Source organism: Vibrio celticus, from assembly GCF_024347335.1.
GTDB classification, from domain to species: domain Bacteria; phylum Pseudomonadota; class Gammaproteobacteria; order Enterobacterales; family Vibrionaceae; genus Vibrio; species Vibrio celticus.
Window position 1 is genome coordinate 198285 of the sequence record NZ_AP025464.1, and the last position, 13055, is coordinate 211339.

A 13055-nucleotide genomic window follows, 5' to 3' on the forward strand; every position below is an offset into this window, starting at 1 on the left:
CACTTGACACACTAAAAACCATAATCCTAACAGAAATCAAGCACAAGAATTTGATACTTATCCATAATTGCCCGTAGGTGGTCATGAAAGCGTCGATAAGATATGAGATATTATTAATTCTCATTGCATCATGATATAAATTCAATATTCCCAATTAAGAGCACACTCCAATGCAGCTAAGCGCTAACAAGACTGCACAGTTTTTTATTCAAAATGAATATCATCAGGTTGAACTTGATGGTCCACGCTTGCTGTTATCTTCAGTAGGCAGTGAAGAGCGTATCCCATTTACTATTTGGAGTGGCAAGATCGCTATAAAACGCGGATTGTTTTGGGGATCGCTACAATTTTTTGCTAATCAACAAGATGGAACACAGCGCAGTTGGTTAGTACAAGGCTTACCTTGGGATCAATGCCGTCAATTTGCACGCGCGTCAGTGGCCGCTTATCAGAATTGGCACGACACTCAATGTCAACAATTGGCTGAACACGTTCCTCAGTGGGAAGCTGAATTAACACGTCTTGAGCAACTCCCTGCTTTTCTACCGCATTCTAAGGTCAATACTTGGGTTGATATGGTCAACTCAGGTTTAGAGAGTATGACAATGACGCTAGAAGAGGCCGCACAACGCATGCCAAACCGCATCGCAAGAATGCAGCCATGGTTATCTGAAACGGAAATCAAGCAAGCTGAAAGAAATCAGCAATGGCTAGAGACCGAGCGAAAAAACTGGGAAGTGTTGTTTGCGCAATGTGAGTCGTCACCACTGAACTTATCGCAGCAATATGCGGTGTTGATGAATGATGATCACAACCTTATTTTAGCGGGTGCAGGCTCGGGTAAAACCAGTGTTCTAACGGCTCGCGTCGCGTATTTACTGCAAAGCCATCAAGCTCAAGCTGAAGAGTTGTTATTGCTCGCCTTTGGTCGTGAAGCGGCAGAAGAGATGAAGCAGCGCCTCGACAGTAAAATTGGTTTATCAGCTGAGAAGGTGCAGGTCAGCACTTTCCACCAGTTGGGTTTAAAGATACTGAATCAAGTTGAACCCGAACGCGTGGTTATTTCTCCTTTAGCGCTCGATGATAATCAACGCCAAGCATGGTGTATTGATTGGTTGAAGAAGCACTGGATGACGCCGACCAACTTCAAACGTTGGCAAAAGCATTTGTCTAAATGGCCAATCGCTTATTTAACCGGAGATGATGAGCTTGGTAGCCATGTTTCAAACCTCAAATTGATCGGTTGGCTTGAAAAGCAGCTTGAACAGTTGAATGCGTCGGGTTTAACGAAAAAAGAAGTACAGCAACAGCTGATTGATCATCGAGACTATACGCGCCTCAACAGCGAGCTTTCACTGTGTTGGCCATGTGTGACCGCGTGGCAAAAGGAATTGAAAGAACAGAATCATATCGACTTCTCAATCATGATCAGTCGAGCGACTCAGTATGTCGAGAAGGGCAAGTTTATCTCACCTTGGAAGTTCATCATGATCGATGAATACCAAGACATCTCGCCAGATCGTCTTGCTTTGGTGGAAGCACTTTGTAATCAGTCTAAAGCCGAGCATCAAGCCTCTATTTTTGCAGTAGGCGATGACTGGCAGTCGATATATCAGTTTGCGGGTGCGGATGTGGATTTGACCACGGGCTTTAAGGATCGTTTTGAAAGCTCGACCATTCATCACCTAGATACCACTTACCGTTTTAACAATCAGTTAGGTGCGGTGGCTAATCGCTTTGTACAAGAAAACCCAATTCAGATTCCGAAAGAACTGAACAGTTTCAAGCAACAGAAGCAGAAGGCGGTGTACAGTGCGCCAAGTAAAGAAGTTGAGAAGATCCTCGACCAATTGAACCGCCAATCTAAAGGCAAAACCAATAAATCGGTGCTGCTACTTGGACGTAATCATTACCACAAGCCAGAGTTGTTGGAAGACTGGAAGAAGATCTTCACCTCCATTGATATCAAGTTCATGACTTGCCACGGCAGTAAAGGTAAAGAGGCGGACTTTGTCATTATTCTTTGTGTTGACGAAGGACAGTTCCCGACCAAGAAGAAACAGCTGCATATTGATGGCGCATTGACTGAATCATCAGACGCGTTCCCTTATGCGGAAGAGCGTCGTTTGTTCTATGTAGCAATGACGCGAGCAAAAGAGAAAGTATGGATCACGCACAGCGGTGACGGGTCTGGCTTTGTGCAGGAGCTGCATGGTTCTGATTACCCCGTCGTTCGTAAAAAGTGATGTTACTTGACGTGATTGTCTAATATTAGATCTTCAATCCCTGCCTTAACATCATAAGGCAGAGTCACAAAGCAGAAGGAATCCGCTATGGAACACGGCTCTATTAACTACATTGAATTTGCTGCGAAAGACATCGCCGCAACTAAGGCGTTTTTCGGCCAAGTGTTTGGTTGGAGCTTTGAAGACTATGGCCCTGAGTATTCTGCTTTTGAAGGCAAAGGCTTAATGGGCGGCTTCTATTTGGCGGATCTGGCGTCGAATGCGGATAATGGCGCGGCGCTGATGGTTTTTTATAGCCAAGATCTTGAGCAAACCGAGCGCGATGTAATTGATGCTGGTGGTCAGATAAACCGTGAGATCTTTAGCTTTCCCGGCGGCAGACGTTTCCATTTCAGAGAGCCAAGTGGCAACGAGATGGCAGTGTGGAGCGATAAGTAGAGACTCACTACACTGTTTATGATTGAACTGTTTAATGTCTGAAAACGAGACATAAAAAAGCCTGCGATAAAATGAAGTGACCCCATAAAGTTGGACATTTCTGTTAAGCGGCTTTCAAGGCCTGAGTTCGATATTCTATCGGAGTCAGGCCTTTTAGTTTCACTTTTATACGTTTGGTATTGTAGTACTCGATGTATTCTTTAATTTGCTCTATCAGAGCATCTGCATCTTCAAAGCTTTGGTTGTGATACATCTCGGTTTTGAGTAAAGCAAAAAAGTTTTCAGCAACAGCATTATCCAAGCAGTTACCTTTTCTCGACATGCTTTGCGTTAACCCACTCTCCGCTACCTTTTTCTGATACTGTCGATGGCGATATTGCCAACCTTGATCGCTGTGTATAATTGGCTTTGAGTTGGGTTTAAGCGTTGATATAGCCTCCGTCAGCATATCCGTGACAAGCGGCAAGCAGGCATTTTTGGCCACTCTATAAGCTACCACTTCCTGAGTAAACAAGTCGACAACGGGAGACAAGTATACTTTCTGCTCTTTGACTTTGAACTCCGTGACATCAGTTACCCACTTTTCATCGGGTTGAGTCGCACTAAAATCTCTTTCAAGCACGTTGGGAGCAGCTGTTCCAGACTCTCCTCGGTATGAACGGTACTTTTTAATCCTGACCGTCGATTTAAGGTTGAGCTGAGCCATAAGCCTTTGAACCGTTTTGTGATTAAGCGCGCCCCCCTGATTTTTTAGTTCTAAATGAATACGACGATAACCGTATCGGCCCTTATGTTCATGATAAATTGACTTTATCAACCGCAGCTCACGTTCGTAGCTATTTGGGCGCTTGCTCGTTTGAGCCTGATAATAAAAGACACTTTTTGCCAGCTGTAGAGTCTGCAGTAAGTGCTTCAACGGGTACTTGCCTTTAAGAGTTAGAGCTATGACCGCTTTTCTTTGTTCGACGGTTTTTCCTGCTCCAACTCTTCCAACTTTTTTAAAACAGCATTCTCGGTTCGTAAGTAGACTAACTCCTCTTTTAGCTCCTCAAGTGTCATTTCATTATCAGGCTTAGTGGTTCGTTGAGGTTGCTGTTTCATTGAGGGTCTTCCTTTCTGGCGCATTTTGAGCCCCTTGATACCGAGCTCATTAAATCGTTTGAGCCAGACAGAGAGTATCCCAGGGGATGAGAGGTTTAATACTGCGCTAGTGTGCGTGAGAGACCATTCATTCGTCCACATTAAATTCAATGCTTTTCGTTTTGTTTGAGCAGTCGCGGCATGCTTAGTTGGTAAAAATGAATCAGTACCATGGATGGCAAAGACTTGAGCCCAATACCGTATCTGCCTTGAAGAAATTGAATATTGTTTTGCTAAGTAGAGAGATGACGTGCCATCTAAGTATTGCTTAGCAATGATACATTTTAGCTCTCGGCTATATTTGGACATAAAAAGACCCCCAATAATTGGTGTCCAACTATTGGGGGTCAGTTCAAAATGCAGGCTTTTTAGTCTGTTCAGTAGAGAGCACATTTAACGTGCGATTATGTGCGCTCAGCTAGGTACGCTTCGTAGTCTGGGATCTCGATGATTACTTCTTCTTCAAGCAGTGAAGAGTTAAACAAGAAATTAGCGGTAGCGCGGTTAGTGGCCACAGGAATGTTCCAAACACTTGCGATACGAAGCAGTGCTTTTACATCTGGGTCGTGTGGTACAGCATTAAGCGGATCCCAGAAGAAAATCAGCATATCGATTTTGCCTTCAGAGATAAGCGCGCCAAGTTGTTGGTCACCGCCCATAGGGCCACTAATCATGCTCTTGATTGCTAGGCCTGTCTCTTTACTGAGTAGAGAACCAGTCGTGCCCGTTGCGTAAAGGAAGTGCTTTTGTAGTTTTTCTTTGTTCTCTTTGACCCATCTTAGTAGCTCAGGTTTGAAGTGGTCATGAGCGACCAAAGCGATATGCTTGTGTGTTGGCATAGTGCGCGTCGTTTTTTGCATGAATGTTCCCTAAATTGTTGTTTCGTTTTTATTGTTTTGAGTTCTTCAGCCAATATAGCACTAAGGATTCACACTGAATACCGGACGAAACTCAGAAGGTGACAATGAGTCGGCGATAATTTGATCTTTGAGTGTTGCTGGTGTCAGCGCTTCGATAATTGGTGCGCTGTGTTTCTCGTAAGGTTGACCGCGTAAGTAACTCGTGGCTTGTTTTACCGACAAGCGACCTTGCTCAACCATTTTATCTGTTGGCGCAAAAAGTACCTTGTTACGAAGTAAACCACGGTAGGTTCCGTGACTTAGGTAACTTGAAATTAATCCAATTTCTTCGGTTTTATCGGCTGCTCGTAGCTCACTGATCGCTGCTTCAATCGCGACGGCACTTCCGACTATATATTGGATATCCGGCTCCTCGATCACCTGTTGTACTAGGTTTCTTTGCAGTTCTTTATCGTTATCTGCCCAATAGCTGATCGCAATTTTGATATCGCTCGACTTGATCGCATCATAAAACCCCAGTGCCACAGGCTTAGTGCCGCCACTTGCTTGTGGACCAAGTAACAGGGCGATAGGTGTTTCGCCTGATCCTTTCGGGTGTCGTTTCGACAAAAAATCTCCGACTTGGTATCCCATTTGGTACCAATCGACACCGACCGTACCTTTTAATACCTTCTGTTGTTCTTCATTGACGGTTAACTCATTTACCGTAGCAAACACAGGCGTCGAGCCAACCCAATCGCTGAGATTGTCATGATACGCATCGGGTGAAACCGTACCTAAAATAATGGCGTCGGCTCCCCATTGTGTGCAAAGCACCAGTTGCGAGGCTTGTTTGGCCACGTTGGGGTAACCGCCAGCTTCCAATACTCTTAGCTCAACTTGCTGCTTTTCTGCTTCAGAGATCATTCCGTAGTTCACAGACAACCAGTATGAGTCTTTTAGGTGCGGATAAATGGCACAGATTTTCTCTTTTTGCGATGTGGCTTCGGCTGGTTTTATTGGGCTCAAAGGCTCGCTAGCACTTGCGACAGTAGTCACTGAGGCCAGTAGTGAGAGAAGAATTATTGAAGCGAAAGGTCTAGATAGCATGAATTGCCGTTTTATTGGTTTTAGATAAGAAACACTGCAAAATATAGCGTATTCTGCATGGGTAAAGAAGAACGTTTTAAGGTTTAGAGTTTATGTTGTTAGCTTCAGCGAGTATTGGACGCAAGCTGCTGGCCTCATTCTTAGTGATGGCACTGTTGGTTCTATTGTCTGCATTGATCGGTGTTTCTGGTTTTAGCTTTGTAGCCAAAACGGAAAGAAACGTCGTTGATTCGGCGCTTCCTGCCATGATCGAAGCTCGTCAGGTTTCTGAATTGAGTAACCGTATTATTTCGTCAGTACAAACACTTTCTAATGCGAGAAACGAAGCTGAAAGAAAAGAGGCTGGCACCGTACTGTTTGACCAACTTGAGTCGCTTCTTCAACATATCAAAGAGCTTGGTGTCGACAGTTTCGATTCTCAGCTCCTCAATAAACTCGAAAACAATGTTCAAAGCGTTATTAACACACTGGCTGAGCTGGGTGTGTCGGTTGAGCGTAAGCTTTGGTTAAGTAAAGAGTTGTCGTCTCGTGTCGAAGAGATGCGCCTATTAGCCGAAGAGCTAGAGCAGTTGACGCGAACCCAAGTTTTGAACACGGCTACCATTGCGGTTGCTAACGTCACGCATATCTATGACCTGCTAGAAACCAAAGAAACGGATAAAGCCTACCAAGCCTTAGATGCGCTTGTAGAGGTTGACCTTGATTTGTCTGAGCGCCTACACGAATTGCATTTGTTGGCGTTCAAAATGCTTAACCAAATTGAAGAAACGCAAACCGTTACCAACGTAGAGCGTATTCATCAAATCCAATCAGAATTTGAATCCAACCTAAGAATCATGGCGCGCCGCGTTAAAGCGGTCGAAGATCCTACTCGTTCAGCGCAGATGTCTCAGCTTCTAGAAGAGCTCAGAAAACGCCAAGTCGTGTTCGATATTTCATTAGAACAATATGAGAACACCAAAAAGTCAGAGTTTCTGATGCAAAATACGTTGGAGCTGTTCTCTCAGCTGAATACAACGGTTAACCAACTGGTTGATGATTCAAACCGAAGCACCAAAAAAGCGGTTGATGAGCTGACCAGCACGTTGAATTTGGCTCAATGGTCACTGTCTGTGATTTCGGTTATTGGTTTGGTTATCGTTGCATTTATCGTGTGGCGAGTGGTGTATATCTCGGTTGTTAAACGTCTTACTGAATACTCATCGGCCTTGATGTCTATCGCACAAGGTCGCCTGAATATTGATATCTCGGTAAAGGGTAATGATGAGCTGGCTCATATGGGCGAGGCGATCATCACTGCCAGAAACACCGCGCAGGCGCTACAAGTGGTTGCGGTGGGTGAAGCAAAGGCGAAACGCGAGCTTGAAGAGCACAAAGAACACTTAGAAGAGTTGGTCACAGACCGAACCTACCAGCTGCAAAAGACCAATGAGAAGCTGAATATCGAGGTGGGGAACCACGCTAAAGCTCGTAACGCCGCAGAACAAGCAAGCCGAGCAAAATCCGCTTTCCTTGCGACGATGAGTCATGAAATACGAACACCGATGAACGGTGTATTAGGTACCGCAAGATTGCTCAAAGATACTGGGTTAGACCCGCTGCAATCCGGCTATGCTGACATCATTAACCGCAGCGGTAAGAATCTACTCGCGATTTTGAATGACGTGTTGGATTACTCAAAGATTGAAGCGGGGCATCTGGAAATCCGCACAGCTTCGTTTGATCTTCATCAGATGGTTCAAGATACCTACCAATTGATGGAAGGGCGTGCCGCTGAGAAGAAGCTCAATTTTGATTTCCATATTGAAAGTGACGTGCAACGCTATTGGCGTGGTGACGTAACGCGAATCAGCCAAATCTTGAATAACTTGGTCGGCAACGCAATTAAGTTTACGGAAATTGGCTCGGTCGATATCTTTATCAGCTTAGATATCGAAGATGAAAATCGAGTGATGTTTGAAGTGTCAGATACCGGTGTCGGCATTGACGCTAGCGAACAAGCTTGCCTGTTTGATGCCTTTACCCAAACCGACAGCGGTCGCAACAAAACTGGCGGCACAGGTCTTGGATTAGCGATCAGTAAAAGCATCATGTTGGCAATGAACGGGGATATTGGCGTTCATTCTGAAGAAGGCGAGGGTAGTCAGTTCTGGTTCTCACTGCCACTTGAAGCCGGTGAGAAGATAGAAACGAAAGTACCGATCATTGAAGCGTGTATTCGAGCTAAGGTACTTCTGATTGAAGACAACCCCGTAAACTGCATCGTTGCTGAAGGCTTTTTGCATAATCTAGGCCACGAGGTTGTGATTGCGACAACCGGACAAGAAGCGAGAGCCATATTCAGTGAGCAAGAGTTCGATATTGCGCTGGTGGACATTAACTTACCGGACTGCGATGGCGTCGAGTTAATTCAACAACTCAAAGACGATGCGCTTCAGCATCAAAGTGAAGAAGACGTAATTCGAAAAGTACCCCCAATGATCGCAGTATCAGCTCACGTGTTTAACGAAGAAGTGGAAAGCTACTTGTCGTCTGGCTTTGATGGCTTCTTGCCTAAGCCGTTAGAGAAGGAAGCCTTGTCGGAATTGATTGTTGAGCAGTTGGACGGCCACACGCTGTTGCTGCCTCAGCCGGATCCGTCAGATGCCGTTTGTTATCAGCTAAACTCTAAACCTGAGGAGACCGAGCTAGACTTATCAGCATTGGCATTTGTAAGCTCGACACAACGAGCAAACCAAGGCGCGGAACATAATCAAGGAGAACCGATTGTGCAGATGATTAACCCTAAGATTATCAAAGACGACTTGGCTATTCTCGGTCGAGAAAAAATAGTGCAGATTGTTGGGTTGTTTGACCAAAGCAGCCAAGTCACTCTCGATGAACTGGTTGTGGCAAGTGCCGCTGACAACGCTCGTGAAATTAAGTCTTTAGCTCATAAACTGAAAGGGTCTGCCGGCAGCCTAGGGTTATCTGCACTGTTTGCTTTGTGCCAGAGCATTGAAGCGAGCGAGGACCCATTGCTTCAATATCGCGATAATGCTGACTCATTACCTGAATTGGTGAAAGACTCGCTAGCAGCGCTCCGAGAACAGCTATAGAGTGGCTATTGGGCGGAAAGCCCCAAAATAAAAGCAAAAAGCAAAAAGCAGGCTATTTCTCCGTTTTAATATGAAGAAGTGACCTGCTTTTTTATTGTCGAATAAGAATCTAAGCAAGGCGTTCGAGGAACGGCTCTAAGCCATCTTGATATGCCCAGCTGCTTTGATCTTAACGTGAACCATATTGCCTTGTAGGTAGCTTAATGGAATCTCGCTTCGTTCAATGATCGCGACATTATCGCTGCATGCGCCAGCTTCAATTGCCAGTTGCTTTGATTGCTCCTCCAAGCCCTTTAAGGTCTCTTCACGTGATGCTGGATCAATCGGTACGATCTTATCGAACTGGCCTGATATTTCTCCCAGCGCAACACCAATGGCATTCGCTACTTCAAAGTGCTCAGGGCGAACCACTTGGCTTACTCCTTCAAAATGATCTGGGAATAGTGCACTGCCGCCGCCAACCATGATTACGGGTACACTCGCTGCAGATGTCTTCATCTTATCGATGCCTTCTTCAACATCCGTGACCATTTGTTGGTAAACCTTGCTCGCTTGTTCGGCCGAAACACCAATATCATTACTCAATTGATGCTCTGCCTGCCACTGCATTTGACCTGTTTTGAGTGCAATATCGGTGAGCGTAAGTTCATCACCACCAAAGCTACGCGCCGTTTGCGTTAGAGTGTGACCAACACTTTCAGGGCCTAGTTCGATACGTTCTTGCTCAAAACGAACCTTGGTGCCGCCACCAATGGCTAACGCCAAAATATCAGGCATGCGGAAGTTGGTTCTCACTTCGCCAATCTCTACCGCTAAGCTCGACTCTCTTGGGTAACCGTGAGTCAGCACGCCGATATCAGACGTAGTGCCACCCACATCGACCACGATTGCATCTTTTAACTTGGTCAGGTGGCTTGCTCCGCGAATCGAGTTTGTTGGGCCACAAGCCACGGTAAGAATCGGGTACATCAATGCGAATTGCTGCGACATCAGTGTGCCGTCGTTCTGACCGAAATAAGGTGTGGTGTGGATTTCATGATTGATGAGTGCATTACAAAAGCCGTCTACGAATCGTTTTGCTGTACCTTGCAGAGCCGCATTGAGGATAGTGGCGTTCTCGCGTTCTAAAAGCCCTAAGCTGCCCACTTTATGGGATAACGAAAGGTTCACCCCCGGAAGTTCTTGTTGAATCCACTCTGCTGCTTGAAGCTCCTGGTCGCCATTGACGGGAGAGAACACACCGCAGATAGCAATAGAATCCACTTGGCCTTTCATTTTCTGGCAAAGCTCGCGGATCTCAGATTCTTGAATATCGGCAATCAACTGGCCGTCGTATTCATAGCCGCCGTGAGCTTGGTAGAAGTGCTCCCCAAGCAGTGTTTGCCAAGCTTTGCTCCAACCACAGAGTGGCGGAACACTATCACCACTGGGAAGCGCTAAGCGAATCATGCCGACTCTATCTAAGCCTTTTCGTTCAACGATTGCGTTGGTGCATTGAGTGGTACCAAGCATCGCATGTTTCACTTGCTGACCATCAATGTCTGCTTGGTTTAATAGCGCAGTAATCGCGTTATCAATGCCAGTTGAAATGTCATGTGTGGTTGCGGTTTTTACTTTGGCAATCACATTTAAGTCTGCGTCGAGCAGCACACCGTCGGTATTGGTGCCACCTACGTCAATGCCCAAACGGCAGTAATCAAGCGTAATGTTTGTCATGCGACTACCTCTTCAATGCAGACTTTAGTTGTTCAATGGTTTGATACTCGACTGTGTAGCCAAAGTAACCCGGGCCCGCGATTTCGATGCCTTTGTCAGTGCGCCATTTAGGGTCGCAAGGGTAGGCGATAAGGTCGATGCGCTGCCCGTAACGAAGTTGTTCGGTTGTGATTGGCTTGCCGGTTTCATGATCCAAGATCGAAATAAGATCCGGTGTTGATGCCAGCAGGTTATCTTGGTTCATGTCTGCACGACTTGTGCCTTTGTGCGCGAGAAGTAATTCGTTTTGGAACTGTACAAATACGTTATCGACACCGGTATCTTCAAACTGAGCCAGCTTTTCAATCACGACACCGCCTGTTGCAAAGCCACCATCGGTTTCACGTTGTATATCAACAATCTTGCCACTGATGATGGTATGGCCGCCGACAATGTCTAACACGGCCTGTGTGCCACTTTGATTGTTGTCGTTCGCCAGTCTAATCGCTTCACCAATCTTCATTGCTTGGGTCAGTGTTGCAGGCAGTGCACTGCGTTTTAGGTTCTTACCGTTCATTGGGTAATCGCACATTGCTGCAGAGCCACCCATCTGTTCGGTAATCGGCCTCGCAAACTTTTCAGACCAAATACCGTCAATCGGATAAAGCGTGACGACATTGCCACGCTCATCGGCCAATGTGTTCGGTGCAGAAGGGAGACCATCAAGAAAGAAGGTCACCATCTGAGCTTCTGGAAACGCACGTCCCATCGCATCACAATCGATCACAGGAATGTTCTTTTGCGCTGCAACGAGAATTGGAATCAATGAATTGAAGCCGCCTACTTCGATAGGAAACGTTGCCGCTACTTCAGTGCCGAGCGCTTTTTCCATCGCTTCGAAAGCAATCAACATTTGATCTTTCGAATTGAGTTTCTCTACTGCGACGGTTGGTGCGCCAATCATTGAAGAGGGCACTGTCATCCAATCGTCTTGCACGTCTTCTAAAGGAATCATGCGTACAGGGTGCTTTGCCGTTGCAATGGCTACTTTCGCCATCAAGGCACCGCTGTATGGGTCACCGCCGCCGCCAGTACCTAATACCGTCGCACCAAGCGCGATATCATCAATCATTTGTTCGGTAATAATCACAACTACTATTCCTTATCACTTGAAGGAGAAAGCTTCATTAGGGCGAGGTAAATCACACCAGCGGCAAGAATGCCGTCTAACGCCGAGATGCTGGTGAACGAAAATAGGTTGAAAAACTCTGGTGCAGTACAAGCGCTGAATGCAGTACCAAATGCCCAAGAAGCCAAGCCTTTAAACATCCAAGCTGGAACTTGTTGGATGTTCTCAAAGCTCATTTTTGTCGAATCTAAAACATAATATTGAACGATGTAGACACCCGCAGCAGGCGCAATGGTTACGCTGAGTAGCATTAAGAAGTCGGTAAACTTGTTCACCATGCCGAGTTGAGCAATGCCAATGCCGACGATGGTCATGATCACAACCAGAACAGGGCGCGGAATCTTAGGTAGAACCATCGACATGCATAAGCCGCCAGAGGTCAGGTTGCTACTGTTGGTAGTCCATTGTGCGAACACCAGCACGATGATAGCTGCCATGCCTAAACCTAGGGTGAAGAAGACTTCTACTAGATCGTCGGTGCCGGTCATTTTGGTCAAGATCAACGCGATAAGAATGATGGCACTGTTGCCGACGAGGAAACCGATACCCGCTCCTAGAATCGCATCACGACGCGTTTTGGCGTAGCGAGCAATATCAGGTGCTGCAACCGCTGCCAAAATCCAGATAGACATAACAAAAGAGATGGCTTGGCCAAGCGTCAAAGGATCTTCAATCGATGGCGCTGTGCCACCTTGATAGTCAGCGGCCATAAACAAACCGATGGTAATCAGCGTCACCATCAAAGGCACTGAATAGGTACTGAGTTTACCTAAAGCGCGAACGCCATAGATAGCCGTCATCATCATTAATACACTGCCGCCAATAAGAGCTGTAAGGTGTGAAATTATGATGTCGTATTTCGCCAGTGCATCGACCATGATGAAAGCGAAGAAGTCAGCCTGAAATGCGAACCAACCAACTAATGAGATACCGTTGATGAAGCCAAGAATTTTACCGCCGTTACGACCAAATACTGCGCTGCTCACCAGCGGGGTAGAGACACCAGCTTGAAAGCCAATGTTGGCACACAGCATCGCGATGATCGCCAATAACCCTGAACCAATAAACGTGGCAAGCAGGGCATCTTCAAAACCAATACCGCTGCTTAGGATCGAGCCGAGAAACAATCCCGAAATATCGATGCCGATAGCCAACCAAATAAGGCTGATAACCCACCAAGATCGTTTGGCCTTCTCGGGTACGGGTTCCAATTCGAAGTCATCTATCTTTTTGTGGCTGTGTGTTGCTTCGGGTTTATTCACGTAAGCTTCTGCCGCCATATTGCCATCCATGCATTGTT

The 13055-nt window shown here is 46.1% G+C and carries 9 protein-coding genes and 1 pseudogene; 3 read left to right on the top strand and 7 right to left on the bottom strand.

Annotated features, from left to right (window positions below; translation table 11 throughout):
- Nucleotides 1-170 precede the first annotated feature (170 nt).
- Together helD and OCV19_RS17135 are read left to right on the top strand one after the other, a co-directional pair.
- Complete coding sequence (gene helD / locus OCV19_RS17130; RefSeq protein WP_065677771.1) at nt 171-2246, top strand: DNA helicase IV; 2076 nt, start codon at nt 171-173, stop codon at nt 2244-2246.
- Between the two features lie 87 nt (nt 2247-2333).
- Nucleotides 2334-2684: a VOC family protein gene (locus OCV19_RS17135; protein WP_065677770.1), complete on the top strand. Its 351-nt coding sequence runs from the start codon at nt 2334-2336 to the stop codon at nt 2682-2684.
- 103 nt (nt 2685-2787) lie between these two features.
- On the opposite strand, the pseudogene OCV19_RS17140 reads toward OCV19_RS17135, so the two are convergent.
- From OCV19_RS17140 to torT, 4 genes and pseudogenes are all read right to left on the bottom strand, one after another.
- Nucleotides 2788-3657 (bottom strand): annotated as a pseudogene (locus OCV19_RS17140) (IS3 family transposase); the annotation flags it as partial.
- Complete coding sequence (locus OCV19_RS17145; RefSeq protein ID WP_261875728.1) at nt 3627-4133, bottom strand: helix-turn-helix domain-containing protein; 507 nt, start codon at nt 4131-4133, stop codon at nt 3627-3629. The gene OCV19_RS17145 and the pseudogene OCV19_RS17140, both read right to left, overlap by 31 nt.
- 95 nt (nt 4134-4228) lie before the next feature.
- Nucleotides 4229-4684: a methylglyoxal synthase gene (locus OCV19_RS17150; RefSeq protein ID WP_017064778.1), complete on the bottom strand. Its 456-nt coding sequence runs from the start codon at nt 4682-4684 to the stop codon at nt 4229-4231.
- 60 nt (nt 4685-4744) lie between these two features.
- Entirely contained in the window at nt 4745-5773 is a 1029-nt protein-coding gene (torT, locus tag OCV19_RS17155; protein WP_065675821.1) for a TMAO reductase system periplasmic protein TorT, read from the bottom strand.
- Between the two features lie 92 nt (nt 5774-5865).
- On the opposite strand from torT, the gene torS reads away from it, so the two are divergent.
- Nucleotides 5866-8871, top strand: a complete 3006-nt coding sequence (gene torS, locus OCV19_RS17160) for a TMAO reductase system sensor histidine kinase/response regulator TorS (RefSeq protein ID WP_065675820.1) — start codon at nt 5866-5868, stop codon at nt 8869-8871.
- Between the two features lie 135 nt (nt 8872-9006).
- On the opposite strand, the gene OCV19_RS17165 is transcribed toward torS, so the two are convergent.
- The 3 genes from OCV19_RS17165 to OCV19_RS17175 are packed head-to-tail and all read right to left on the bottom strand — an operon-like array spanning nt 9007 to nt 13047.
- Nucleotides 9007-10587, bottom strand: coding sequence for a hydantoinase/oxoprolinase N-terminal domain-containing protein (locus OCV19_RS17165; protein WP_065675819.1), 1581 nt, complete (start codon nt 10585-10587; stop codon nt 9007-9009).
- A 4-nt stretch (nt 10588-10591) separates the two neighbouring features.
- Nucleotides 10592-11716 carry a DUF917 domain-containing protein gene (locus OCV19_RS17170; RefSeq protein ID WP_065675818.1) on the bottom strand — a complete coding sequence of 375 codons (1125 nt, stop codon included), beginning with the start codon at nt 11714-11716 and terminating at the stop codon, nt 10592-10594.
- A gap of 5 nt (nt 11717-11721) precedes the next feature.
- Entirely contained in the window at nt 11722-13047 is a 1326-nt protein-coding gene (locus tag OCV19_RS17175; protein WP_065675817.1) for a cytosine permease, read from the bottom strand.
- Nucleotides 13048-13055: the final 8 nt, after the last annotated feature.

Bases quoted from the DNA above. Each gene is read 5' to 3' on its own strand.
- helD (WP_065677771.1), top strand. From the start codon at position 171: ATGCAGCTAAGCGCTAACAAGACTGCACAGTTTTTTATTCAAAATGAA.
- OCV19_RS17135 (WP_065677770.1), top strand. From the start codon at position 2,334: ATGGAACACGGCTCTATTAACTACATTGAATTTGCTGCGAAAGACATC.
- torT (WP_065675821.1), bottom strand. From the start codon at position 5,773: ATGCTATCTAGACCTTTCGCTTCAATAATTCTTCTCTCACTACTGGCC.
- OCV19_RS17145 (WP_261875728.1), bottom strand. From the start codon at position 4,133: ATGTCCAAATATAGCCGAGAGCTAAAATGTATCATTGCTAAGCAATAC.
- OCV19_RS17165 (WP_065675819.1), bottom strand. From the start codon at position 10,587: ATGACAAACATTACGCTTGATTACTGCCGTTTGGGCATTGACGTAGGT.
- torS (WP_065675820.1), top strand. From the start codon at position 5,866: ATGTTGTTAGCTTCAGCGAGTATTGGACGCAAGCTGCTGGCCTCATTC.
- OCV19_RS17175 (WP_065675817.1), bottom strand. From the start codon at position 13,047: ATGGATGGCAATATGGCGGCAGAAGCTTACGTGAATAAACCCGAAGCA.
- OCV19_RS17150 (WP_017064778.1), bottom strand. From the start codon at position 4,684: ATGCAAAAAACGACGCGCACTATGCCAACACACAAGCATATCGCTTTG.